The organism is Nocardioides mangrovicus, assembly GCF_003674065.1.
GTDB classification, from domain to species: Bacteria; Actinomycetota; Actinomycetes; order Propionibacteriales; family Nocardioidaceae; genus Marmoricola; species Marmoricola mangrovicus.
Window position 1 is genome coordinate 184,402 of the sequence record NZ_RDBE01000006.1, and the last position, 23,693, is coordinate 208,094.

Genomic DNA, 23,693 nt, shown 5'->3' on the forward strand with positions numbered 1-23,693 from the left:
GGAGGGCGGCCGCGCGGGGTGAGAACCCGGCGCGGCTAGGCAAGGAGCAGGGACGTCTGCACGGGCCCATGTTAACTGACCCCATGAGCGTCGACCGCCACGAGGACTCGATCGTGATCGCCGCACCGCTCGCCGACGTCTACGCCGTCGTCTCCGACGTCACGCGCGTGGGCGAGTGGAGCCCGGTGTGCCGCGCCTGCTGGTGGGAGGACGACGCCGAGCGCGGCGTCGGCGCCTGGTTCGGCGGCCGCAACGAGTCCGGCGGCCGGGTCTGGGAGACCCGCTCACAGGTGAAGGAGGCCGAGCCCGGCGTCGCCTTCGCCTGGCAGGTCGACGGCAACCTCGTGGCGTGGGCCTACCGGCTGCGCGCGGTCGAGGGCGGCACCGAGCTGAGCGAGTCGTGGGCCATCAACGACGCCACCAAGCAGGTGTTCGTCGAGAAGTACGGCGAGCACGCCGACCGCGTGATCGACGACCGCCGGCAGGAGGCGCTCACCGGTATCCCGGCCACGCTGGCCCGCATCAGGCAGATCGTCGAGGGAGCCGCTTGAGCCTGCCACGAGGTGTCACAGGCCGGGCCCAGCGCCGAGCCAGCGCGCCTCGCTAGGGTCACAGTCATGGACCATCCCGTGACGTCTCGCACCGCTGCTCCGCTCCCCCGGAAGACGTTGCGAGGGCCACGGTGAAGGTCCTCGTCACCGGCGGCGCCGGCTACATCGGGTCCACGGTCTGCAAGGCGCTCGAGGAGGCCGGCCACACGCCGGTGGTGCTCGACTCGCTGCTCACCGGTCCGCGGGCGTTCGTGCGCGACCGGATCTTCTACGAGGGCGACATCGGCGACCGGAGCCTGCTGACACGCGTCGTCGAGGAGCACCCCGACCTCGACGCGACGATCCACATGGCCGCGCGCATCATCGTGCCCGAGTCGGTGGCCCAGCCCTATGAGTACTACCGCGACAACGTGGCGAAGTCGCTGGAGCTCTTCGACCAGCTCCAGCAGCTCGGCAAGCCGCGGGTGCTGTTCTCCTCCTCGGCGTCGCTGTACGCGCTGAAGGACGACTTCGAGGTCGTCGAGACCGACCCGCTCGCGCCGGGGTCGCCCTACGCCCGGACCAAGCTGATGATGGAGATGGCGCTGAGCGACATCGCGGCGGCCACCGACCTGCGGGCGGTGATCCTGCGGTACTTCAACCCCATCGGCTCCGACCCGGACCTGGAGTCCGGCATCTACGCCAAGGAGCCCTCGCACGTGCTGGGCCAGCTGGTGCTCGCCGCACGCGGCCAGCAGGACGCCTTCACCATCACCGGGACCGACCTGCCGACCCGCGATGGCACCGGCATCCGCGACTACATCCACGTCTGGGACGTCGCCCGCGCGCACGTCGCCGTCGTGGAGCGGTTCGACGACGTCATCGCCGCCGAGGGCTCGACCAGCTCGGTGATGAACATCGGCACCGGTGACGGCACCACGGTGCGCGAGCTGGTCGCCGCCTTCGAGCGCGTCTTCGGCGCCGAGGTGCCGATCCGCGAGGCCCCGCCACGGCCGGGTGATGCCGTCGGCGCCTTCGCAGCAGTCGACAAGATCCGCGAGGTGGTGGGCTGGTCGGCCACCGAGAGCATCGACGACGCCATCGCCTCGGCGCTGGCCTGGGCCGACAAGCGAGAGCAGGTGCTGGGCTATGAGTGAGCCGACCACGCTGGACCGGTTCCGCCTCGACGGCCGGGTCGCCATCGTCACGGGCGCGTCCTCCGGACTGGGCGTCGCCTTCGCGCAGGCGCTGGCCGAGGCCGGCGCCGACGTGGTGCTGGGGGCGCGCCGCGTCGACCGGCTGGCGCAGACCAAGGAGCTGGTGGAGTCGGTGGGCCGTCGCGCCGAGGCGGTGGCCACCGACGTCGCCGATCCGGACTCCTGCCAGGCGCTGGTCGACGCCGCGGTCGAGCGGCTGGGCCGGGTCGACGTGCTGGTCAACAACGCCGGCGTCGGCACCGCGGTGCCGGCCACGCGCGAGACGCCCGAGCAGTTCCGGCAGGTCATCGACGTCAACCTCAACGGCTGCTACTGGATGGCGCAGGCCTGTGGCCGGGTGATGGAGCCGGGGTCGAGCATCGTCAACATCTCCTCCATCCTGGGCCTGACGACCGCCGGGCTCCCGCAGGCGGCGTACTCAGCGTCCAAGGCGGCACTCGTGGGGCTGACCCGCGACCTGGCCGCCCAGTGGACCGGCCGCAAGGGCATCCGGGTGAACGCGCTGGCCCCCGGGTTCTTCGAGTCCGAGATGACCGACCAGTACCCCGACGGCTACCTCGACCTGGCCATGCAGCGCGTGCCGATGGGACGCAAGGGCGACCCGGCCGAGCTCGCCGCGACCCTGGTCTGGCTGGTCTCGCCGGCGGGCGGCTACGTGACCGGACAGACGCTGGCGGTGGACGGAGGTATCACCATCACCTGAACCAAAGGGCCGTGGTTGAACCTTTCACCACGTGGAGGGGGCACGTAGGTTCGACGGATGACCGCCTCCCTGCGCTGGCTGCTGGTGGCGCTGGTGGCGGTGGCCGTCGCAGCGCCCCCGACCGTGCTGCGGCTCTGGCCGGCGTCGGGGTCCGGCCTCAGCGCCGCCCAGGTGGCCGACCGCGTGCGAGCCGCCGAGAAGCTCGGCTGGAGCGGCGAGGTGCACACCGTCGGCTCGCTGAAGGTGCCCGGCACCGCCGGCTTCGCCAACCTCTCCTCCCTGGCGGGCGGCACCAGCGACCTACGGGTCTGGTGGCGCAGCGCCACGAGCTGGCGCGTGGACCGGACCCGTAGCAGCGGCGAGTCCGACCTCGCCCGCGACGACGACCGGGTCGTGCGCTGGACCTACGAGAGCCGGCGTGCCGTCACCACCAGCTACAGCCCGGTCCGGCTCCCCGACGAGTCCGACCTGCTGCCCCCCACCCTGGCCGCGCGGGCGCTGTCCGGCGCCCGGGACGACGAGCTCACCCGGCTGGCCCCCCAGCGCATCGCCGGCCACAGCGCCGTCGGGCTCCGGCTGGTGCCCGACCAGGCCGGCACGACGATCTCCCACGTCGACCTGTGGGCCGACGAGGCCAGCGGCCTGCCGCTGCGGGTCGCGGTGTACGCCGCGGGCAGCCGGGTGCCCGTCCTCACCACCCAGGCCTCCTCGGTGCACCTGGGGGCGCCGTCGGCCTCGACCACCCGCTTCGACTTCCCCTCAGGGGTGAAGGTGCACACCAGCTACGCCATCGACGACGCGGCCGGCGCCAACGCGTTCGCCCCGTTCACGATGCCGTCCTCGCTGGCGGGCATGAAGCGACGCGGCGACCCGGCCGACTTCGGCGCGGTCGGCATCTACGGGCGCGGCCTCACCGACGTCCTGGTGATCCCGCTGCGCCACCAGGTCGCGCACGAGCTCTACGACCAGCTGGCCCAGAGCCCGGCGGCGACGACGACCCGCAGCCGCACCGAGGCCCGGCTCACGCTGCGGCTCGGCCCGCTCTCGGTGGCGCTGGTCTTCGACCGCACGGGCCACTTCCTGCTCGCCGGCACGGTGACCCCGCAGAAGCTGCTGACCGCCGTGCCCGAGCTGCGCGAGGGCGTGGGGGTGGAGCGGCGGTGAGCACCGGACGATCGACCGACACCGGCGCGATCCGCACCTACGGCCTGACCAAGCGCTTCGGCTCGCTCACCGCCGTCGACGCGGTCGACCTGGACTGCCGTGCCGGCGACGTGTACGGCTTCCTCGGCGCCAACGGCTCGGGCAAGACCACCACCGTCCGGATGCTGCTCGGTCTGGTGCTGGCCACCTCCGGCCGCGCGGAGGTTCTCGGGGAGGAGATGCCGCGCGCCGCGGGCTCGGTGCTGCCGCGCGTGGGGGCGCTGGTCGAGGGGCCGGGTGCCTACCCGCACCTGTCCGGGCGGGCGAACCTGGCCACGTTCGACGCCGCCGGGCCGGGCCCGCGATCCGGGCGGCGCCGGATCCGCGAGGTGCTGGCCGAGGTGGGTCTCGACCCGGCCGATCGCCGTCCGACGCGGACTTACTCGCTCGGCATGCGCCAGCGCCTGGGACTGGCCGCCGCGCTGCTGCGACGACCCGAGCTGCTGGTGCTCGACGAGCCGACCAACGGGCTGGACCCGCAGGGCATCCGCGAGATGCGCGAGCTGCTGCTGCGCCTCAACCGCGACGGGACGACGATCTTCGTCTCCAGCCACCTGCTGGCCGAGGTCGAGCAGATGTGCACCCGGGTCGGCGTGCTGGCCGGCGGCCGGCTGGTGCTGCAGGACGACCTGGCGACGCTGACCGCCCCCACCGGTCTCGTGCGCGTGGTGACCCCCGACCAGGAGCTGGCCCGGTCGCTGCTGCCCGGCGCCCGCTCCCACGGGGCGGAGCTGGTGGTGAGCTCGCCGGACGCCGCCGACGTCACCGACCGGCTGGTGAAGGGTGGCTGCCGGGTGGCAGAGGTCGGACCGGTGCGCCGGTCGCTGGAGGACGTCGTGCTGGCCGCCACCGATCCCGGCGCCACGCCGGGTGCCGTGGCCGACGACGAGGTCGGAGCGGGGGCGGGCCGTGGTTAGCGTCGAGCTGGTCAAAATGCTGCGCCGGCCGCGCACCTGGATCACCATCGCGGCCCTCAACGTGCTGCCGGTCGTCGTCGCGATCCTGCTGGCCGTGACCGACCTGGCGCCGCGCCCGGGCACCGGTCCCCCGTTCCTGTCCGCCGTGCTCAGCGACGGCACGCTCTACCCGCTCGCCGCGCTGGGCATCGTGCTGCCGTTGTTCCTGCCGGTCGCCGTGGCCGTGGTGGGCGGCGACGCGATCGCCGGCGAGGCCCAGGCCGGGACGCTGCGCTACCTCCTGGTGCGCCCGGTGCGCCGCGGCCGGCTGCTGCTGGCGAAGCTGGTCAGCGTGGTCGCCTTCGTCTTCCTGACGACGCTGGTGGTGGCGCTGGTCGGTTACGTCACCGGCGTCCTGCTGCTGGGCACCGACACCTCCACCGCCGGCGTCGTCAGCGTCTCCGGCAGCTCGCTGACCACCATCCAGCTGCTCGAGCGGACCGCGATGAGCTTCGGCTACGTGACGCTCTCGATGCTCAGCGTGGCCGCGGTCGCGCTGTTCTTCTCCACCCTCACCGAGTCGGCCGTCGCCGCGGCGCTGGGCACGATCGGGGTGCTGATCGGCTCCACCGTGCTGCTCGGGCTCGACGCGGCAGACGCGATTCGCGACTACCTGCCCACGCGGTACTGGCTCTCCTTCGTGGACCTCTTCCGCGACCCCATCCGCTGGACCGGCGTGCTGCACGGCGCCGCGGCGCAGCTGGCCTACCTCGTGGTGTTCCTGGCTGCGGCCTGGGCCAACTTCGCGACCAAGGACGTCACGAGCTGACCTGCTTGGCCGTGACCTTGCTGCGCGAGATGCAGGTGATCTGGTAGGTGCTGCCGGCCACGGAGAACCGGTCGCCGACCGACAGGTCGGACGCCGCGTCGACGTCGGTCCCGCCGATGGCCAGCCGCACCGTCGGCGGCCGGCTGGAGCTGACCTGGCCGATGCCGGCGCTGCCTCCGCCGGGCAGGTCGGCCGGCTGGCCCTGCAGCAGCCGGATCTCCCCGCCCGGGCAGGACGACGCCGCGCCCGAGGAGCCGGTGGACGCCGCACCCGAGGGATCCGACGACGGCGACCCGCTACAGCCGGCCACCAGCAGCAGCCCCACCAGCGCGGCGGCCGCCAGCACGTGGCCGGCCGGCACCGCACCGGGGCGGCAGCGGCTCACTCTTCAGCTCCCACGAGCACCACGCTGCCACGATCGCCCACGATGACGCTCTCCACCAGCCAGCTGCGGCCGGCGAGGTCCACCACGTCGCCCGTGGCCGCGGTCGTCCGCACCGCGTCGCCGGCGCCGGTGACGGCGAGCACGGCCCGGTCGGGGTCGGTGCGCATGTCGTTGATGGTCAGGCGCGCGCCGCCGTCGAGGTCGAACGGCGTCCCGCGACGCACCGTGATCTGCAGGCGGCCCATCAGTGGTCCAGGTCCATCGCCGAGCCGCTGTCGTAGTAGTCGTCGAACTGGTCCTGGGTCATCGTGATGTCGGGGTAGTCCGGCCCCCACGGGTTGCCGACGGTGATGGTGGAGTCGGTGACGCTCTTGACGAAGTACACGTGACGGGTGCTGTAGGAGCTGCCCCACTCCGAGGGTGGGTCGGGCGCGTCGGACTTGGTCGAGATGATCACCGGGTCGCCGTCGCGGAAGTGGTCGCGGATGTCGTCGAAGTCGTGACCCAGATCGTCGGCGCCGTGTCCCGAGATGTACGGCGCGGGCTTGTCGTTGTAGTCCCACTCCAGGGCGCCGTAGTCGCCGACCTCCTTCTTGTCGTAGTCCGGGTCGCCCTCCTTGCCGTCCGGCGCGCCGCCGTCGTCGCCGGTGTAGAGCTGCGCGAAGGCCTTCTCGTAGTACGACCCCCACAGGTAGTCGCCGCGGGCCATCGCGACCGAGCCGTCGGGCTTGAGCGGCAGCTCGTTGGTGACGGTGGTCCAGTGCTCGTCGCCGTCCTCGTCACCCATCAGCACCGAGATGGTGCCGTTGGGGTTCTGCTGCATGTGGTCGGGGATGAAGTTCTTGTCGGCTCCCTGCGCCGCGAGCATCGAGGCGATGAACCAGCAGTCGCCCAGGCTGCCCTGCTCGGACTCCGAGGAGTCGACGACCGGCTTCCCGTCCGGGCCGTAGCGCCACAGCTGGCCCTCGGGGACGCCGTAGTGCATGCCTTGGGCGGACTCGCCGGTCTGGGAGTTCTCGTCCAGCGCGCCGTCGGTGGTGTCGAAGCCGGGGTTGAGCTCCGGGAACGCCGCGACCACTCGCGGGATTCGGCTGGGCGAGACCCGGCTGAGGATGCTGCCGAAGAACTCGAACCGCTCGGGCCGCTCCAGCCCGTTGTGGTCGAAGGGCGACCAGCCCGAGTCGTCGGTGTCGCGCGCCATGTCGCCCAGCCGCGCCAGCTCCTGGTCGCTGAGCCCGTCGAGCACCTGGTCGAGCTCCTCGGGGTTGAGCCGGTCGAGCTGGTCCTTCAACGCGCCGAGGTCGTCGCGGTTGCCGTTGATGCCGCAGTCCTTGTCGAGCAGGCCCTTCGTGGCGTCGACCGCGTCGTCGACCTTCGTGTCGTCCACCACGTCGAGCGCCATCGGCTGGGCGTCGATGTCGATCCCCAGCCGCTTGAGCGACGCCGCCTGCTGGATCAGCTGCAACCGGCGCTTGATCTCCGTGGACACGTCGAGCGCGCCCAGCCCGACGTCCTTGATCGACGGCGTCGTGAGCCCGGCGTCCGAGGGCACCGGCGTGCCGCCCATGTCGTCGGCAGCCTTCGAGCGCAGCGTGGCGATGTCGCTCTCCAGATCGCCCAGGCCGGGCGTGGCCGTGGCGATCGAGGTAGCCAGCGCGGAGAGCCGGGTGACGTCGAATCCGACGGTGCCCACCTCAGTGCGCCCCCGCCGGCTGCTGGTCGGCGGCCGACCTCGCCGCGGCCTGCTTCTTCGCCTCGGCCCGTGCGTCAGCGGCGTCGGCGTCGAGGTGGTCGGCCTTGCGGTCCCAGGCGGCGGCGTCTTGGCGCAGCAGGTCGGCAGCACGCCCCAGGGCCTGCTGGTCGGCGGTGAGGTCGGCGGTGGCCTTGGTGGGGTACGGCCCCTTCCAGACGCCGTCGTCACCGGAGGTGGTGACCACCGCGTCGAGCTGGGTGGCCAGCGCCTGGGCCTTCTCGCGCCCGGTACGAGCGCAGGCGCGCAGCCGGTCGGCGGCCTGCTCCATCTCCTCCGGCGACGTCATGGCGCCGGTCTACCCATCCGCGCTACCGGACAAACCCCCGCACGCGGCGCGCGGGCGGCTCGGCACGGCACGACCCAGCGCGCTGCGCAGGGTGGCCAGCACCACCGGGTCGCCGGGCAGCGCGCCGTGGCTGGTGGTACGGCCCGGGCACACCTCCTGCACCAGCACGTTGAGCGCCCCAGCGAGCTCGGCGCTGTCGGTGGGCACCACGGTACGGTCCGAGCTCGACCGCACGGTGACCCAGCGCGGGCCCGTCGGCGTCTCGTCCCCCGCGTCGAGGCGCTGGATCAGGTCGCTGCCGGTGGCCAGCTGCTCGCAGGCCGTGGGGCAGCTGCCCGCGACGTCCTCAGCCAGCTGGGCGACGTCGGTGCCGTGGTGGGGCGAGCCAATGGTGAGCACCCGCCGCACCGTGTGCCGGCCGCCGTCGTCGCGGACGTAGAGGCGGGCCACCACCCCGCCGGCGGAGTACCCGACCAGGTCCACGGACTCCGCGTGCGAGGAGGTCAGTGTGCGGTCCACCAGGCGACCCAGCGCCCGGGCCTCGGCCCGCAGGTCCCCGGTGCCGTCGTCGGCGGGCCGGAAGACCACGCTCGTCCTGCCCTGCTGGACCAGCGTGCGCGCCAGCGGGTCGAGCGCAGCGAGGTCGGCGCCGTAGCCCGGCACCAGCACCACCGGTCCGGGCGTGGCCTGGTCGGCCACGCCACCACCCGTCATCCGGCGGACGACCACGACGGCGACCGCCACCACCACCGCGAGCACCACGACACCCGCCACGGCGATCACCAGCCGTCGCCGTGCGGGCGCCAGGCTCTCGAGCACGTCAGTGGCCGGCGGGCGGCCCCTCCTGCTCGTCGCGGGCCAGCTGCTCCTCGTCGACGATCGTGGGACGCGCCATCGCCCAGCCCTGCATCACGGCGGCGAAGACCAGCAACGCGATGCCGACCCACAGGTTGGGGTTGCCGTCGGCCTTGGTGCCGATGGTGGTCTCGTTGCCGCCGAAGATGCCGGTCAGGACCAGCACCACGCCGAAGACGCCCATCAACGCCGCGATGAACGTACGGACGTCGAACGCACCGGCGGTGTGGCGGTTGTCGTGCTCACTCATGGCTGCTCCTCACCAGAAGATGATGTTGAGGACGATGACCATCACGGCTCCGATGCCGGCCAGCACGGTCGGCTTCTGGTACCAGGTGAGCACGCCCTCGTTGTCGTCGTGGAAGTCCTCCTTGGGCGTCAGGCTGTAGACCAGCCCGCGCAGCTCGGACTCCGGTTTGGGTGCGGTGACCATCGTGACGACGACGCTGACCACGACGTCGACGATGAAGGCCGCCAGCGCGGCCACGAAGCTCGCGCCCTGACCGCTGAGCGACCACACGCCCGTGGAGAGGCTGCCGAGCACGTCGGTGCCCAGGACCGAGACGACGATGGCGGCCAGCGTGCCCGAGACCAGGCCGGTCCAGCCGGCGGTCGGCGTCATCTTCTTCCAGAACATGCCGAGGATGAAGGTGGCGAACAGCGGGGCGTTGAAGAAGCCGAACAGGGTCTGCAGGTAGTTCATGATGTTCTGGTACTGCGAGGCGAAGGTCGCCGTGCCGATGGCCACCACCGTCGCCGCCAGCGTCGCCCAGCGGCCCACCGAGAGGTAGTAGCCGTCGGGCTTGTCCTTCACGACGTAGGTCTGCCACAGGTCGTAGCTGAAGACCGTGTTGAAGGCCGAGATGTTCGCCGCCATGCCGGCCATGAACGAGGCCAGCAGGCCGGCGATCGCCAGTCCCAGCATGCCGTTGGGCAGCAGGTCGCGGATCATGTAGAGCAGCGAGTTGTTGAAGTCGAACGACGAGCCCGAGTCGGCCTTGGCCTTCGCGACCGCCGAGACCAGGACGCCGGCGATCATGCCCGGGAAGATGACGATGAAGGGGATGAACATCTTGGGGAAGGCGCCGATGATCGGCGCTCGCTGTGCGGCCGAGATCGACTTGCTGGCCATGGCCCGCTGCACCTCGACGAAGTTCGTCGTCCAGTAGCCGAACGAGAGCACGAAGCCCAGGCCGAAGACCAGGCCGAGCACCGAGAGCACCGGGTTGTCGATGGCGGTCAGGTTGGTGCCGGGCCACGAGGAGAGCTGCGCGTGGCCGTTGCCGGCGGCGGTGATCTTGTCCTTCAGGCCGCCGTAGCCACCGACCTTGTTCAGCCCGATGATCGTCAGCGGCAGCAGTGCGGCGACGATGACGAAGAACTGCAGCACCTCGTTGTAGATCGCCGCCGACAGCCCGCCGAGCGTGGTGTAGGCGAGCACGATGAGGGCCGCGACGATGAGCGAGACCCACAGCTGCCAGCCGAGGATGACCTCGACGATCTTGGCCAGCAGGAACAGGTTGATGCCGGCGATCAACAGCTGCGCGATCGCGAAGCTCAACGCGTTGACCAGGTGGGCCGTCGGCCCGAACCGCATGCGCATGAACTCCGGCACCGAGCGCACCTTGGAGCCGTAGTAGAACGGCATCATCACCACGCCGAGGAAGAGCATGGCGGGCACGGCGCCGATCCAGAAGTAGTGCACCGTCGGGATGCCGTACTGGGCGCCGTTGGCGCTCATGCCGACGATCTCGACCGCGCCCAGGTTGGCCGAGATGAAGGCCAGACCGGTCACCCACGCCGGCAGCGAGCGTCCGGAGAGGAAGAAGTCCAGGCTGCTGGAGACCGCGCGTCGCGCCATCACCCCGATGCCCAGCACGAACACGAAGTAGATCGCGATGAGCAGGTAGTCGACCCAGTTCGTCCCGAGTCGTAGCGCGCTCTCCGTCGCCAGCACCATCGATGGCCTCCTAGGTCTCTCCCGATGTAACCCGCCGGGCAGGCTACTCCCCCACCGGCCCGCTCACGCCTCACCCACCGGGGCGAGACGGCGGCGTCGCCTGCTCGGCGAGGCGCTCGAGCTTCTGGCGCGTCTCCTCGTCGGCGGGTGCGTAGACGACCACGCGCACGTGGCCGTTGACCTGCGGGTAGAGGTTGGCGGTCTCGAAGGTCAGGGTGCCCAGCTCGGGGTGCAGGACGCGCTTGGTCTGCTGGGCGACCGGGGCGACGTCGTGGCGCTCCCACAGGTCGGCGAACTGGGGCGACGCGCTCTGCATGCCGGCGATGAACCGCTGCCAGGAGCTGTCGCCGAAGTGGTTGGCGGCGGCGGCCCGCAGCGCCGCGACCATCCGCGCCCGGGCGGTGTCGGGGTCGACCATGACGTCGCAGATGCGGCCGCGGGTGAAGGCCTGGAACACCAGGTTGCGCTCGTGCACCGGCAGCGCGTCGACGTCGGTCACGGCACGGGAGTAGGCGGCGTTGTGGGCGAGGATGTCGTAGCGGTCGTTGAGGACCAGGGCCGGCAGCGGGTCGAGGGCGTCGACCGCCGCCCGCGTCACCGGTGAGAGCGCCGCGCACCCGGGGTCGGCGGTGGTGGGGCTGGTGCCGGCCAGCAGCGCTAGGTGCGACCACTCGGGCCGGCTCAGCCGCAGCGTGCGGGCGATGGCGTCGACGACCTGGGCGCTGACGTTGATGTCGCGGCCCTGCTCCAGCCACGTGTACCAGGTGACCCCGACCCCGGCGAGCTGGGCGACCTCCTCGCGTCGCAGTCCCGGCGTACGACGCCGCCCACCCGGGGGCAGCCCGACCTCCTCGGGCCGGATCCGCTCACGGCGGCTGCGCAGGAAGGAGGCGAGCTCCTGGCGGCGGTCGGCCTCCGGGGACGCCGGACCCGCCACGGACGAGGGCGGGGTCGGCTGAACGACTGGTGCTGACATGCTCACGGACCCCATCCTGCGCGGTGACGAGCCAGGTAGCCAGGTGCTCCCGGTAACAGGATAAACAGTGTCTTGGTACCAGTTTCAGATTCCGCCAACGTGGTGTCATGGCTCTTCTCTCCCGCTCCGCGGTGGCCCCGCTGCACCGCTCGAACGGCCCTCTCGGACTCACCGGACCCGGGCTGGTCGTGCTGCTGATCGGCGCGTTCCTCCCGGTCATGTCCTTCTTCATCGTCAACGTCACCCTGCCCGCCATCGGCCGCGACCTGCACGCCTCGGCCGCGGCCCTGCAGCTGGTGGTCGCCTGCTACGGCATCACCAACGCGGCGCTGGTGGTCGTCGGCGGCCGGCTCGGCGACGGGCTCGGCCGGCGGCGCCTCTTCGTCGTCGGGCTCACCGGCTTCACGGTCACCGCGCTGCTCTCGGGCTTCGCGCCGACGCTGCCGGCGCTGCTCGTCGCCCGCGCGGCCCAGGGCGTCTTCGCCGCGCTGCTCACCCCGCAGGTGCTCTCCACCATCACCGCGACCCGGCAGGGCGAGGAGCGGGCCCGGGCCATCGGCTTCTTCGGCGCCTCGGCCGGGCTGGCCGCGGCCGCCGGCCAGGTGCTGGGCGGCTGGCTGGTCGAGGCCGACGTGGCCGGGCTGGGCTGGCGCGCGAACTTCCTGGTCGCGGTGCCGGTGGGCCTGGTCGCGCTGGCACTGACCCGCCGCACGGTGCCCGAGACCCGGGCCGAGGACCGGCTGCCGGTGGACGCCACCGGCGCCACGCTGCTCGGCGGCACCCTGGTCGTGCTGCTGTTCCCGCTCTCGGAGGGGCGGCCGCTGCACTGGCCGTTCTGGATCTGGGCCGTGCTGGCCGTCGTCGTCCCGATCGGGGTCGGCCTGGGCTACCACCAGACCCGCGCCGAGCGGCTGGGCCGCACCCCGCTGGTGCCGCCGTCGGTGCTGGCGCTGCGCGAGATGCGGATCGGCCTGGCGAACGGGCTGGCCTTCTTCACCAGCTTCGGCGGCTTCATGTTCGTCTTCGCGCTGGCCACCCAGACCGGTGCAGGGCTGTCCCCGCTGGAGGGCGGGCTCGCGCTCGGCCCGTTCGCGCTGGCGTTCCTCGTGGTCTCGATCGCCGGCCCGCGGCTGCAGCGGCGCTGGGGGCCCTCGATCATCGCCCGCGGCTGGGTGCTCTCCGCCGTCGGCTACGCCGCGACCGCCGGCGTCGCCGCGGGCGTGTGGCCCCACGTGGACCCGGTCAACCTGGCCGGCCCGCTCGTCCTGGTCGGTCTCGGCAACGGCCTGGTCATGCTGCCGCTGATGGGTGTTGTGCTCGGCCAGGTGCCTACGCACCAGGCCGGACTGGCCAGCGGCCTGCTCATCACCACCCAGCAGACCTGCCTGGCGCTGGGCGCCGCCACCGTGGGCACCCTCTACCTGGCGCTGGCCGGCGGGTCGCTCGGCGCCGGCCGCGCCCTGGAAATCGTCAGCCTGCTGCTGGCCGTGGTCGGCGTGCTGATGGTGCCGGTGGCGCTGCGGCTACGACCGCGGCGGCAGCCCGTCGTCGCCGCGTACCGCGAGGAGCTCGCCGAGGCCGCCTAGTGGCGCGGGTGCGACGTGCTGGAACGGTTCGCGTCGTCCGCGGCGTCGCGTCGGCACACCGGGGCGTCTTCCTAGCGATGCCAGCGCAGCGGGGTGCGTGCCATGGCGGCGCCGACCGTCCCATGAGCTCGTGCCCGCGGCACTAGGCTCGCCGACGTGTCCGAGGAGCGAGCGGTGGCGGCGCTGGAGGCGTCGGGCATCGCCTACGAGATCACCCGGCACGGCCCGGTCGGCTCGCACGCCGAGGCGGCCCGGGCCCGCGGCGTGACGCCCGACCGCATCGTCAAGACGCTCGTGGTCCGCCGCGCCGAGGACGACTACGTGCTCGTCCTCGTGCCCGGCGACCGGCAGATCTCGTGGCCCAAGCTGCGCACCCTCCTCGGTGTCAGCCGGCTCTCCATGCCCGACGCCGCGGTGGCGCAGGAGGCGACGGGCTACGAACGCGGCACCATCACGCCGTTCAGCGCCACGCATGCCTGGCCGGTGGTCGCCGACGAGCGGGTCACCGGGACGATCTCGATCGGCGCGGGGGCGCACGGCGTCGGCGCCACCCTGGAGGCGGCCGATGCGATCGTGGCGCTCGCGGCCGGGGTCGCCGACGTCACGGAGGCGGCGTGAGCCCGCGCGAGTGGTTCGCCGGTGCGGCCTCGGGGTTTCGGGGAGGTCGTCGGGGGCCCGGAGGATGCTCGGCTGGACTCCCCCGGCCTCGGCGACTGGGACGTCCGCGCTCTGCTGGGTCACACCTGCCGAGCGTTCCTGACCGTCGAGAGCTACCTGGCCCCAGCCGAACCAGGTGGTGGTCCGACGCTGACCGGAGCGGCCGACTACTTCCGCGCCGTCGCCGCCGGGCTCGCGGACCCCGCCCAGGTGCGGCAGCGCGGAGTCGACGCCGGCGCGGCGCTGGGTGAGGACCCGCGTGGTGCGGCGCTCGCGATCGCCACGCGGGTGGCGGAGCTGGTGGTGTCGACGCCCGATGAGGCGCCCGTGGCCACGCCCGTGGGCCTGATGATTCTGGAGGGCTACCTACCCACCCGTGCCTTCGAGCTGACCGTGCACACTCTCGACCTCGCCCGAGCGCTGGACCGGCCGGTGCCCGACGTCATCGCGGCCACGGCAGCGCCGGCCCTGGAGCTGTGCGCCCGGCTACTGCCCGTCGAACGGCAGGTCGCGGTGCTGCTGGCGCTCACCGGACGAGAGTCGCTGCCGGTCGGCTTCTCCGTGCTCGGCGGCTGAGCGGGGCTACTCCCCCTCGCCCACCTGGTCCTGCTCCTCGGCCGTGCCCTCGGGCATCTCGCGCAGCGCCTCCCGGTCGGCCGCCTCCGACCCGGAGTCGCCGGGGTCCTGCTCGGGCGCCGAGGAGGAGCCGTCCTGCTCGGCGACGTCGACCTCGTCGGTCTCGGCCTGCTCGGGGTCGATGGAGCGCGGGTCACTCATCGAGGTTGGCCTCCTCGTCGCCGGTCGCGGAGCCGGTCGACTTGTCGGGCACGGCGTCGGCGCCGCCGGCCTGCGCCTCGAGGTCGTTCGGGTCGCCCGCCGCGCCGCCGGCCTCGGACACCTGCTTGCTCACGGGTGGCTCTGCTGCGGTCCGTCGACCTCGAGGGCACTGTTGTCGTCGGGCTCCACGGCCCGCTCGGCCTCCTGCTCGTCGATCTGGACGCCGGCGACGGGGTTGCCGGTGGCCGTGCCGTCGACACTGTCGTCGGGCGTGATGTCGGCGTCGATGCGTTCGGGCTGTTGCTCGCTCATGCGCGTCCCGTACCCAGCCACTCACGCCTCACTCTCGCTCACGCCCTCGCAGCTTCGAGGAGCCGGTCACCTCACGGCGATGCGGGGGCCACCGTCCTGGGCTACCAGCCGGCCGACCACTGGGTGGCCGGGCAGCTCGCCGGCCACCAGCAGCCCTCCGGAGGTCTGGGCGTCGGCCAGCAGCAGCAGCTCGTCGTCGGTCACCGCGGCGTCGAGGTGCGGGCGCACCCAGTCCAGGTTGCGCCGCGAGCCGCCCGGCACGTAGCCGTCGGCGAGCGAGATGCGCACACCGTCGAGGTAGGGCACCGCCGCGGCGTCGACCTCGGCGGAGACGCCGCTGGCCCGGCACAGCTTGAACAGGTGGCCCAGCAGCCCGAAGCCGGTGACGTCGGTGGCACACACGACGCCGGCGTCCAGGGCCGCCCGCGAGGCGTTGCGGTTGAGCGTCGTCATCGTCGTCACGGCGTCGGGGAAGACCTCGCCGGTCGCCTTGTGCCGGTTGTTCAGCACGCCGAGACCAAGCGGCTTGGTCAGCGTGAGCGGCAGCCCGGCCTCACCGGCGTCGTTGCGCATCAGCCGGGCCGGGTCGGCCAGCCCGGTGACGGCCAGGCCGTACTTGGGCTCGGGGTCGTCGATGCTGTGACCGCCGGCCAGGTGGGTGCCGGCGAGGCGACAGACGTCGGCGCCGCCGCGCAGCACCTCGGCGGCGAGCTCGAACGGGATCCGGTCGCGCGGCCAGCAGAGCAGGTTCAGCGCCACCAGCGGGGTGCCGCCCATCGCGTAGACGTCGGAGAGGGCGTTGGCCGCGGCGATCCGGCCCCAGTCGTAGGCGTCGTCGACGACCGGGGTGAAGAAGTCGGTGGTGGCCACCACCGCACGACCCTCTTCGATGCGCACGACCGCGGCGTCGTCGCCGGTGTCGAGACCAACCAGGAGGTCTTCGCCGCCGACGGCCGGCAGCGAGCCGACCACGCGCTCGAGCTCGCCGGGCGGCACCTTGCAGGCACAGCCACCACCGGACGCGTACTGGGTCAACCGCACGTCACGACCGTAGCGACCCGGTCGCCGAGAAGGTAAGTTCTCGCCCTTGTGCGTACCTACTGGCGGCTGCTGCTCGCGGGCATCCGGCGCCAGTCGACGTACCGGCTCGCGGCGCTGGGCGGCCTGGTCGCGAACACCACCTTCGGGCTGCTCAAGGTGGCCGTGCTGTTCGCGGCGGTCCGGGCCGCCGGCGGCCAGCTGCGCGGCTACGACGTCGGCGCGATGAGCGCCTACATCTGGCTCTCCCAGGGGCTGCTGGGCTCGGTGAACCTCAACGGCCGCACGGACCTGGCCGACCGCATCAAGGACGGCAGCGTGGTCGTCGACTTCCTGCGCCCGCTCGACGTCCACGCCGCGGCGATCACGACCGAGCTCGGCCGGTCCCTGTTCAACCTGGTGCCACGCGGCCTACCGACGCTGGCGATCGGCGTGCTGCTGGTGGGCATGGACGTGCCGCACGGCGTCACCGGGTACGCGCTCGGCGCGGCCGCGCTGCTGCTCGGCCTGGTGATCTCCGGCGCCACCGTGTTCCTGGTGGGCGCCTGCGGCTTCTGGCTGGTGGAGACGCGCGGGCTGCAGGTGTTCTACCTGGTGCTCTCCGGCTTCCTGGCCGGCCTGTTCGTGCCGATCTCGCTGTTCCCGGACTGGCTGCGGACGACCGCCGCGCTGACGCCGTTCCCGTCGATGCTGATGTACCCGGTCGACCTGCTCTCGGGTCGCGTGGTCGGCGCCGCGGCACTCGGGCTGGTCGGCCAGCAGCTGGTCTGGCTGGTGCTGACGCTGGCGGCCGGGCAGGCGATGACCCGCGCCGGCCGGCACAAACTGGAGGTGCAGGGTGGGTGACCTCCGTGGGTGATCTTGCTGCCTACCGGGCGGTGCTGGCGTCGCGGATGCGCTCGCAGCGGACCTACCGGTTCAACTTCCGGCTCGACCTCGGCAGCTCGCTGCTGGTCGGGATCGTCGAGCTGGCCGAGGTGGCCGTGCTCTACACCAGCGTCCACCGCATCGGCGGGCTCGACCTGAGCGCGGTGCTGCTGGTCTTCGGCCTGGCCGATCTCACCTACTCGATCGCCGACCTCGCCGTCGGCCACTGCGACACGCTGCCCACGTACCTGCGGGCGGGCACCATCGACGTGTTCTACCTGCGCCCGCAGCCGCTGCTGCTGCAGCTGATCACCTCCGACATCTCGCTGCGCCGGCTGGCCCGCGCCGGCGTCGGTCTGGCGGCGCTGGTGGTGGGACTGGTGGTCAACGACATCGACTGGACGCCGGGCCACGTGGCGGTGCTGCTGCTCGCGGTGCCCTGCGGCATCGCCATCTCGGCCGCGATGTACGTCTGGGCCGCGGGCGCGCAGTTCTTCCTCGTCGACGGCGCCGAGGCCACCAACGCCTTCGTCTACGGCGGCCGCTACGCCGCCACCCAGCCGGCGTCGGTGTGGGCGCGCCCGCTGCAGGCCCTCTTCGGCTTCCTCTTCCCGATGGCCTTCACCGGCTACCTGCCCACCGTCGCCGTCCTCGGCCTGAGCGGGCCCGCGTGGTTGCCGGCGTGGCTGGCCTGGTGCACGCCACTGGCCGCCGGGTGGGTCTGGCTGCTGGCGCTGGGCTCCTGGCGCCTCGGCGTACGTCACTACCAAGGAGCAGGCGGATGAGCGAGCCGATCATCGAGACCGACGCCCTCGGCCGCGACTTCTCGGTGCGCGACGGCCTACGGCGTCGCACCGTGGTGGCCGTCGACGACCTCAGCCTGCGGGTCGAGGCCGGTGAGTCGGTCGGCTACATCGGCGCCAACGGGGCCGGGAAGTCGACCACGATCAAGATGCTCACCGGCATCCTCGTGCCGACGCGCGGGGCCGCCCGCACCTGCGGGCTGCGGCCGGTGGCCGACCGTCGGCGGTTGGCGCGCGAGGTGGGCGTGGTCTTCGGGCAGCGCTCGCAGCTGTGGTGGGACCTCTCGGTGCGCGAGTCGTTCTCCATCCTCGCCGCCATCCACGGGCTCTCCCCCGAGCGGGAGCGTCGGCGCACCGACGAGCTGGTCGAGCGACTCGAGGTCGGGGAGTTCCTCGGCACGGCCGTGCGTCAGCTCTCGCTGGGGCAGCGGATGCGCGCCGAGGTGGCCGCCGCGCTGCTCCACTCGCCGCGGCTGGTCATCCTCGACGAGCCCACCATCGGGCTCGACGTGCTCTCCAAGCAGCGGCTGCGCGAGTTCCTGCTGGCCGAGCGGGCCGCCCACGACACGACGCTGCTGCTCACCACCCACGACATGGGCGACGTGGAGCGGCTCTGCGACCGGGTGCTGCTGGTCGATCGCGGCCGGCTGGTCTTCGACGGCACCCTGACCGGCCTCTCGCGCACCGTCGGCGCCCAGCGCGTGCTGGTCGTCGACCTCGCCGAGCCGACGCCGGACCTCGCGATCGCCGACACCGAGCACCTCGGCAGCGAGGCGGGCGGCCTGCGCCAGCGGCTGGCCTTCGACCCCGAGCACACCACCGCCGCCCGCGTGTTGGCCGCGGTCACCGAGCGGGTCGAGGTGCGCGACCTGGCCGTCGAGGAGCCCGACGTGGAGGACGTGGTGCGCCGCGTCTACAGCGCGCGGGGACGCTGAAGGCGTGCTCGCTCAGCCGGTCCGGGGAGCTGCCGTCCGCTCGGCCCATCGGGCGCTCTCGCGTGCCGCCTTGCGCGCCTTCTGCGGCACCACCACGTACTTCGGGTCGCGTGCCGACTCCATGCCGCCCTCGAAGACGCCGAACCGGGTGGTCACCGAGCCGGCGACGAGCGCGACCCCGGCCGCACGGCGCCACCACTGCGAGCGTCGGCCGAGCACGGCCAGCCCGACCCCGGACAGGGTCAGCAGGCGGGCGCTGCGCATCAGGCGCCCGGCGAAGCCCTTGCTGTAGGGCTCGGCCAGCATGTCGAGCCGACGCTCCATCACCTCCACCACGGCGGTCTCGGCGACGGCGCCGACCACGGCCATCCGCCACGCGGGGCCGGTCTGCTCCATCGGGACCAGCACCATGGCCAGACCGCCTGCCGCGGCCGCGCCGGACCCGGCGAACACGAACGGCAGCTCGCGGTGCGCCTCGTGCCAGATCGGCACGGCGGTGTCGGCGAAGAGCGCAGCCGTGTAGGTCGCCAACGGCGGACCGAAGGCGGCGGCGCCCAGGCCGGCGAGCCGGCCCAGCCGCGGGAACAGCCCGGTCAGCTGTGAGCCGGCGGCCACCGAGGACAGCGTCGCGAACGGCGCCAGGATGAAGGAGCCGACCGACAGCGGGGAGGTCGGCTTGAGGACCCTGAGCATGTGTAGGAACCGTTCGGGGCGGCCCAGGTCGTGGATCAAGAACACGGTGCCCCCAGCGGCGCAGGCCGCGGCCACCAGGCGCGTCGTGCGCTCCAGGGCCGGCAGGCCTCGCAACGCCGCCCCCTCGGCCAGCAGCGCCGACGCGCCGCCCAGGCCGCCGAGAAACAGGTAGAGCGGCACGTCGGGGGTCTTCCAGACCGGCTCCTTGAGGATCGGCCGTCCGTAGTAGGACTCGAACTCGACGTCGGGGACCATCGCCTGCTCGGCCCGACCTCCACCGCGGGCCATCAGCCCCGCTTCCCGGCGAAGGAGGCGATCCCCACGCCGACGAGAACGGCAGCGGCCGCCCCCACGTGACGCCACATCGACCCGAGGTCGCGGGTGGTGACCACCGGATCGGGCGGCAGGCCGTAGACCTCGGGCTCGTCGAGCAGGAGGAAGAAGGCACCGTCACCCCCGACGCCGTCCTCGGGGTCGCGGCCGTAGAGCTGCGCGACCTCGACCCCCTGGGCGTGCAGCTCGGCGAGCCGGGCGTCGGCGCGCTCGCGCAGCACGTCGAGCTCGCCGAACTGGATGGACTCGGTGGGGCAGGCCTGGGCGCAGGCCGGCTTCTGGCCCTCCTTGAGCCGGTCGTAGCACAGCGTGCACTTGAAGGCACGGCCGTCGTCCTCGCGCTTGCCGATGACGCCGTAGGGACAGGCCGGGATGCAGTACCCGCAGCCGTTGCAGATGTCGGGCTGGACCACCACCGTGCCGAACTCGGTGCGGAACAGCGACCCGGTCGGACACACGTCGAGACAGGCGGCGTGCGTGCAGTGCTTGCACACGTCTGAGCTCATCAGCCACCGGACCGCACTGTCGCCCGAGGCCGTCTCCTGGTCCTCGTGGACGGTGCCGGCGGTGGCCGCGCCGGGAAGTCCGACCCCGGGCATCCCCAGGTCGGTGAGGGCAGGCCCGTCGGCCTTCTCCACGAAGGCGACGTGGCGCCATGTGCTCGCCGAGAGCGCCTGGGTGTTGTCGTAGGACATGCCGGTGAGCAGGTACCCGTCCTCGGGCACCTCGTTCCACTCCTTGCAGGCCACCTCACAGGCCTTGCAGCCGATGCACACCGAGGTGTCGGTGAAGAAGCCCATGCGCGGCGGTGGCTGTTCGTAACCGGCGTCCTGCGCCACATCGTGCAGCGGGCCCGACAGGCGTCCCATCAGAGGTCTCCTTCCTCGGGCACACCGGCGCGGCGCCGGTACTGCGCGACGTACTCGACCAGCGCCGGTCCCCGGGGGCGTCGGCCGGGCTGCACGTCGCAGGTACCGACCTTGTCCTGGATGAACACGTTCGGGTCCATGGTGACGTTGACCAGGTCGTTGGCGGAGTCACCCGTGCTGAGCCCGTTGCCACCCCAGTGGTACGGCAGTCCGACCTGCTCGACGAACCGGTCGCCGAGCCGCAGCGAGCGCAACCGGTCGGTGACCAGCACCCGCGCCTCGATGGCGGTCCGCGCGCTGATGATGGTGGCCCACTCCCCGTGCACCAGGCCTCGCTCCCGCGCCAACCGCGGTGAGACCTCGCAGAACGGCTCCGGCTGGAGCTCGGTCAGGTACGGCAGCGTGCGGCTCATGCCACCGGCGGTGTGGTGCTCGGTGAGCCGGTAGGTGGTGAAGACGTAGGGGAACACCTCGGACCGGCTGGGGTTGATCGGGTTGCTCGGCGTCTTCAGCGACCTGCGACCGGGGTTGCTCTGCACCGGGTACAGCGGGTTGGCCACCGGGGACTCGGCCGGCTCGTAGTGGGCGGGAAGGGGTCCGTCGGCCACCCCCAGCGGCGCGAACAACCAGGCCTTGCCGTCGGTCTGCATCACGAACGGGTCCTGCCCCCCGATCGCGTCCGGCCCGTGAGCGTCCGGCGCGGGCGTGTGGTCGGGCGCCCGGTCGGGCACGAAGTCGGGGACGTCCTTGCCGACCCACCTGCCCTGCTCGGGGTCCCACCAGACGTACTTCTTCCGCTCGCTCCACGGCGTGCCGTCGGGGGCGGCGGAGGCCCGGTTGTAGAGGATGCGGCGGTTGGCCGGCCAGACCCAGCCCCACTCGGCGGCCACCTGGTCCTGCTCCCAGTGCGGCTTGCGGCGCCGCGCCTGGTTGACCTCGTCGGCGTACACGCCCGCGTAGATCCAGCAGCCGCAGGCGGTCGATCCGTCGGGCTTGAGATCCAGGTAGGAGGAGACGGCCCCGTCCGGGCCCGTGCCGTTGACCTCGCGCAGCACCGACTCGCCGTCCGGCTCGCCGGTCTCGTCGACCGGGTAGTCCCACGCCAGCTCCAGGACCGGGGCGTCCATCTCGTCGGTGGAGTCGGCCAGCTTCTCGCGGATCCGGTTGCCCAGGTCGACGTAGAACTGCAGCTCGCTGCGGCAGTCCCCCGGTGGCTCGACCGCCTTGTCGCGCCACTGCAGCATCCGCTGGGTCTGGGTGAAGGACCCCGACTTCTCCACGTGCGTGGCGGCCGGGAGGAAGAACACCTCGGTGCCGATCTCCTCGGTCACCAGCTCTCCGGTCTCGATCTCCGGGCCGTCCTTCCAGAAGGTGGCCGACTCGATCATCTGCAGGTCGCGCACGACCAGCCAGTCCAGGTTGGCCATGCCGAGTCGCTGCATCTTGCCGTTGGCCGAACCGACCGCGGGGTTCTCCCCCACGATGAAGTAGCCCTTGCAGCCACCGTCGATCATCGACTTGACGGTGGCGTAGGTGGAGTGGTCCCCCGTCAGCCGGGGCAGGTAGTCGAAGCAGAAGTCGTTCTCGGCGGTGGCCGCATCGCCCCAGTAGGCCTTCAGCAGGCTCACGGAGTAGGAGCGGATGTTGCCCCAGAACCCGGCCTTGCCCTCGTCGTCCTCGACCCAGGCGTCCAGCGACTGGTGCAGCGGGGCCAACGGCATCGGGATGTAGCCGGGGAGGATGTTGAACAGCGTGGGGATGTCGGTGGAGCCCTGGATGCTGGCGTGGCCGCGCAGCGCCAGGATGCCGCCGCCCGGGCGACCGATGTTGCCCAGCAACGTCTGCAGGATCGCGGACGTGCGGATCATCTGGGCGCCGGTGCTGTGGTGGGTCCAGCCCACCGCGTAGCAGAACGCGGTGGTGCGCTCCCGGCCGCTGTTGGCCACCAGCGCATCGGCCACCTTGGCGAACTCCGAGGCCGGGATGCCGCACGTCTCCTCGACCATGTGCGGGGTGTAGCGGGCGAAGTGGCGCTTGAGGATCTGGAACACGCAGCGGGGGTGCTGCAGGGTCTCGTCACGCCGGCCCTTCCACGGCAGGGGCGAGCCACCCGAGCCGTGGGTGTCGGACTGCGCCGCCTCGTGGGAGACCGGTTCCCCGTCCTGCACGTCCTCGATGTTCGCCACGTCGTCGTCGCTCATCCGCGCCGGTGGCTCGTAGTGCCAGCTCACCGGGTCGTACCGCTTGGTCTCGGGGTCCCACCCCGAGAACAGTCCCTCGAGGTCCTCGGTGTCGGCGAAGTCCTCGGTGATGATGTTGGCCGCGTTCGTGTAGGCGACCACGTACTCGCGGAAGTCGAGGTCGTTGCTCAACACGTGGTTGACCAAGCCGCCCAGGAACGCGATGTCCGATCCCGCCCGGATCGGCACGTGGAGGTCGGCCACCGCCGAGGTACGGGTGAAGCGCGGGTCGACGTGGATCACCGTGGCGCCCCGCTTCTTGGCCTCCATGACCCACTGGAAGCCCACGGGGTGGGCCTCGGCCATGTTCGATCCCTCGATGAGGATGCAGTCAGCGTTCTGCAGGTCCATCAGGTTGGTCGTTGCGCCACCACGGCCGAACGAGGCACCCAGACCGGGCACCGTCGAGGAGTGTCATATCCGGGCCTGGTTCTCGATCTGGATGGCACCCAGCGCCGTGTAGAGCTTCTTCATGAGGTAGTTCTCCTCGTTGTCGAGGGTCGCTCCTCCCAGGCTCGCGAAGCCGGTGGTGTGCCGGGTGCGACGGCCCTGCTCGTCCTCCCACCGCCAGAACTGCCTGCGCGTGGCGATCACGCGATCGGCGATCATGTCGACCGCGGTGTCGAGGTCGAGGTCCTCCCACTCGGTGCCGTGTGGTCGGCGGTAGCGCACCGTCGTGACGCGGGTGGGCGAGGTGACCAGCTGCTTGCTGGCGCTGCCCTTGGGGCACAACCGGCCCCGCGAGATCGGGCTGGCCGGGTTGCCCTCGATCTGGACGACGCGTCCGTCCTTGACGAAGACCTTCTGACCGCAGCCGACCGCGCAGAAGGGACAGACGCTGTCGACCACGCGGTCGGCGGACCTCGTGCGCGGCTCGAGGTCGCGGCTGCGGGGCGACTGGGCCGCGGCACCCCGTCCGAGGCGGTCGGCGCCCGTCAGCTGGCGTACCAACGGCCAGCCCAGGAAGTCCACCACGTAGCCACGATATCC

At 72.2% G+C, this 23,693-nt stretch carries 27 protein-coding genes; 12 read left to right on the forward strand and 15 right to left on the reverse strand.

Annotated features, from left to right (window positions below):
• The first annotated feature begins 83 nt into the window (after positions 1-83).
• The 6 genes from D9V37_RS06780 to D9V37_RS06805 all read left to right on the forward strand — a co-directional run bounded on the left by D9V37_RS06780 (position 84) and on the right by D9V37_RS06805 (position 5,378).
• The gene (locus D9V37_RS06780) at positions 84-551 is read left to right on the forward strand and encodes an SRPBCC family protein (protein WP_121805384.1); all 468 of its coding nucleotides are present in this window, start codon (positions 84-86) and stop codon (positions 549-551) included.
• 131 nt (positions 552-682) lie between these two features.
• Positions 683-1,687 carry a UDP-glucose 4-epimerase GalE gene (galE, locus tag D9V37_RS06785; protein ID WP_121805385.1) on the forward strand — a complete coding sequence of 335 codons (1,005 nt, stop codon included), beginning with the start codon at positions 683-685 and terminating at the stop codon, positions 1,685-1,687.
• Positions 1,680-2,450 carry an SDR family NAD(P)-dependent oxidoreductase gene (locus tag D9V37_RS06790; protein WP_121805386.1) on the forward strand — a complete coding sequence of 257 codons (771 nt, stop codon included), beginning with the start codon at positions 1,680-1,682 and terminating at the stop codon, positions 2,448-2,450. Before galE ends, D9V37_RS06790 begins: the two co-directional genes overlap by 8 nt.
• Positions 2,451-2,507: 57 nt before the next feature.
• A complete protein-coding gene (locus tag D9V37_RS06795; RefSeq protein WP_121805387.1) occupies positions 2,508-3,614 on the forward strand; it encodes a LolA-like protein in 1,107 nt (368 codons plus the stop codon).
• Complete coding sequence (locus D9V37_RS06800; RefSeq protein WP_198412425.1) at positions 3,611-4,570, forward strand: ABC transporter ATP-binding protein; 960 nt, start codon at positions 3,611-3,613, stop codon at positions 4,568-4,570. Before D9V37_RS06795 ends, D9V37_RS06800 begins: the two co-directional genes overlap by 4 nt.
• Positions 4,563-5,378: an ABC transporter permease gene (locus D9V37_RS06805; protein ID WP_121805388.1), complete on the forward strand. Its 816-nt coding sequence runs from the start codon at positions 4,563-4,565 to the stop codon at positions 5,376-5,378. Before D9V37_RS06800 ends, D9V37_RS06805 begins: the two co-directional genes overlap by 8 nt.
• Here D9V37_RS06805 and D9V37_RS06810 read toward each other — a convergent pair.
• The 8 genes from D9V37_RS06810 to D9V37_RS06845 all read right to left on the reverse strand — a co-directional run bounded on the left by D9V37_RS06810 (position 5,368) and on the right by D9V37_RS06845 (position 11,593).
• Entirely contained in the window at positions 5,368-5,763 is a 396-nt protein-coding gene (locus D9V37_RS06810) for a DUF6406 domain-containing protein (protein WP_121805389.1), read from the reverse strand. The genes D9V37_RS06805 and D9V37_RS06810 overlap by 11 nt on opposite strands.
• The gene (locus D9V37_RS06815; RefSeq protein ID WP_121805390.1) at positions 5,760-6,008 is read right to left on the reverse strand and encodes a DUF6406 domain-containing protein; all 249 of its coding nucleotides are present in this window, start codon (positions 6,006-6,008) and stop codon (positions 5,760-5,762) included. The genes D9V37_RS06810 and D9V37_RS06815 overlap by 4 nt, the downstream gene beginning before the upstream one ends.
• Entirely contained in the window at positions 6,008-7,456 is a 1,449-nt protein-coding gene (locus D9V37_RS06820; protein ID WP_121805391.1) for a calpain family cysteine peptidase, read from the reverse strand. Before D9V37_RS06820 ends, D9V37_RS06815 begins: the two co-directional genes overlap by 1 nt.
• 1 nt (position 7,457) lies before the next feature.
• Complete coding sequence (locus D9V37_RS06825; RefSeq protein WP_147455881.1) at positions 7,458-7,802, reverse strand: hypothetical protein; 345 nt, start codon at positions 7,800-7,802, stop codon at positions 7,458-7,460.
• Between the two features lie 9 nt (positions 7,803-7,811).
• Positions 7,812-8,621 carry a PGAP1-like alpha/beta domain-containing protein gene (locus tag D9V37_RS06830; RefSeq protein ID WP_121805393.1) on the reverse strand — a complete coding sequence of 270 codons (810 nt, stop codon included), beginning with the start codon at positions 8,619-8,621 and terminating at the stop codon, positions 7,812-7,814.
• A 1-nt stretch (position 8,622) separates the two neighbouring features.
• Positions 8,623-8,907 carry a hypothetical protein gene (locus D9V37_RS06835; protein ID WP_121805394.1) on the reverse strand — a complete coding sequence of 95 codons (285 nt, stop codon included), beginning with the start codon at positions 8,905-8,907 and terminating at the stop codon, positions 8,623-8,625.
• 9 nt (positions 8,908-8,916) lie between these two features.
• A complete protein-coding gene (locus tag D9V37_RS06840) occupies positions 8,917-10,617 on the reverse strand; it encodes a sodium:solute symporter family protein (RefSeq protein ID WP_121805395.1) in 1,701 nt (566 codons plus the stop codon).
• A 70-nt stretch (positions 10,618-10,687) separates the two neighbouring features.
• Positions 10,688-11,593, reverse strand: a complete 906-nt coding sequence (locus D9V37_RS06845; RefSeq protein WP_121805396.1) for a helix-turn-helix transcriptional regulator — start codon at positions 11,591-11,593, stop codon at positions 10,688-10,690.
• 107 nt (positions 11,594-11,700) lie between these two features.
• Here D9V37_RS06845 and D9V37_RS06850 point away from each other — a divergent pair, with 107 nt between their 5' ends.
• The 3 genes from D9V37_RS06850 to D9V37_RS06860 all read left to right on the forward strand — a co-directional run bounded on the left by D9V37_RS06850 (position 11,701) and on the right by D9V37_RS06860 (position 14,412).
• Positions 11,701-13,179, forward strand: coding sequence for an MFS transporter (locus D9V37_RS06850; RefSeq protein WP_121805397.1), 1,479 nt, complete (start codon positions 11,701-11,703; stop codon positions 13,177-13,179).
• Between the two features lie 156 nt (positions 13,180-13,335).
• Complete coding sequence (locus D9V37_RS06855; RefSeq protein ID WP_121805398.1) at positions 13,336-13,797, forward strand: aminoacyl-tRNA deacylase; 462 nt, start codon at positions 13,336-13,338, stop codon at positions 13,795-13,797.
• A gap of 21 nt (positions 13,798-13,818) precedes the next feature.
• Positions 13,819-14,412, forward strand: a complete 594-nt coding sequence (locus D9V37_RS06860) for a maleylpyruvate isomerase N-terminal domain-containing protein (protein WP_121805399.1) — start codon at positions 13,819-13,821, stop codon at positions 14,410-14,412.
• Between the two features lie 6 nt (positions 14,413-14,418).
• Here the strand turns inward: D9V37_RS06860 and D9V37_RS06865 are convergent, their stop codons facing one another.
• The 4 genes from D9V37_RS06865 to selD all read right to left on the reverse strand — a co-directional run bounded on the left by D9V37_RS06865 (position 14,419) and on the right by selD (position 15,966).
• Entirely contained in the window at positions 14,419-14,613 is a 195-nt protein-coding gene (locus D9V37_RS06865) for a hypothetical protein (RefSeq protein ID WP_121805400.1), read from the reverse strand.
• Positions 14,606-14,746 carry a hypothetical protein gene (locus D9V37_RS20190; RefSeq protein WP_158604398.1) on the reverse strand — a complete coding sequence of 47 codons (141 nt, stop codon included), beginning with the start codon at positions 14,744-14,746 and terminating at the stop codon, positions 14,606-14,608. Before D9V37_RS20190 ends, D9V37_RS06865 begins: the two co-directional genes overlap by 8 nt.
• Positions 14,743-14,925 (reverse strand): hypothetical protein, encoded by a 183-nt coding sequence (locus D9V37_RS06870; protein WP_121805401.1) that lies wholly within the window; start codon positions 14,923-14,925, stop codon positions 14,743-14,745. The genes D9V37_RS20190 and D9V37_RS06870 overlap by 4 nt, the downstream gene beginning before the upstream one ends.
• 66 nt (positions 14,926-14,991) lie before the next feature.
• The gene (gene selD, locus D9V37_RS06875; protein WP_121805402.1) at positions 14,992-15,966 is read right to left on the reverse strand and encodes a selenide, water dikinase SelD; all 975 of its coding nucleotides are present in this window, start codon (positions 15,964-15,966) and stop codon (positions 14,992-14,994) included.
• Between the two features lie 48 nt (positions 15,967-16,014).
• Here selD and D9V37_RS06880 point away from each other — a divergent pair, with 48 nt between their 5' ends.
• From D9V37_RS06880 to D9V37_RS06890, 3 genes are read left to right on the forward strand one after another with little or no spacing between them, the layout of a single operon-like run.
• On the forward strand, positions 16,015-16,809 hold the full coding sequence (locus D9V37_RS06880; protein ID WP_121805403.1) for an ABC transporter permease: 795 nt from the start codon (positions 16,015-16,017) through the stop codon (positions 16,807-16,809).
• Positions 16,810-16,814: 5 nt separating this feature from the next.
• Positions 16,815-17,615: an ABC transporter permease gene (locus D9V37_RS06885; protein ID WP_232524792.1), complete on the forward strand. Its 801-nt coding sequence runs from the start codon at positions 16,815-16,817 to the stop codon at positions 17,613-17,615.
• Positions 17,612-18,568 (forward strand): ABC transporter ATP-binding protein, encoded by a 957-nt coding sequence (locus D9V37_RS06890; protein ID WP_121805404.1) that lies wholly within the window; start codon positions 17,612-17,614, stop codon positions 18,566-18,568. The genes D9V37_RS06885 and D9V37_RS06890 overlap by 4 nt, the downstream gene beginning before the upstream one ends.
• Positions 18,569-18,580: 12 nt before the next feature.
• Here D9V37_RS06890 and nrfD read toward each other — a convergent pair whose 3' ends face one another.
• The 3 genes from nrfD to fdh are packed head-to-tail and all read right to left on the reverse strand — an operon-like array spanning position 18,581 to position 23,678.
• The gene (gene nrfD / locus D9V37_RS06895; protein WP_121805405.1) at positions 18,581-19,549 is read right to left on the reverse strand and encodes an NrfD/PsrC family molybdoenzyme membrane anchor subunit; all 969 of its coding nucleotides are present in this window, start codon (positions 19,547-19,549) and stop codon (positions 18,581-18,583) included.
• Positions 19,549-20,463, reverse strand: coding sequence for a 4Fe-4S dicluster domain-containing protein (locus D9V37_RS06900; protein ID WP_121805406.1), 915 nt, complete (start codon positions 20,461-20,463; stop codon positions 19,549-19,551). The genes nrfD and D9V37_RS06900 overlap by 1 nt, the downstream gene beginning before the upstream one ends.
• The gene (gene fdh, locus D9V37_RS06905; RefSeq protein WP_269778370.1) at positions 20,463-23,678 is read right to left on the reverse strand and encodes a formate dehydrogenase; all 3,216 of its coding nucleotides are present in this window, start codon (positions 23,676-23,678) and stop codon (positions 20,463-20,465) included. Before fdh ends, D9V37_RS06900 begins: the two co-directional genes overlap by 1 nt.
• Positions 23,679-23,693 lie beyond the last annotated feature (15 nt).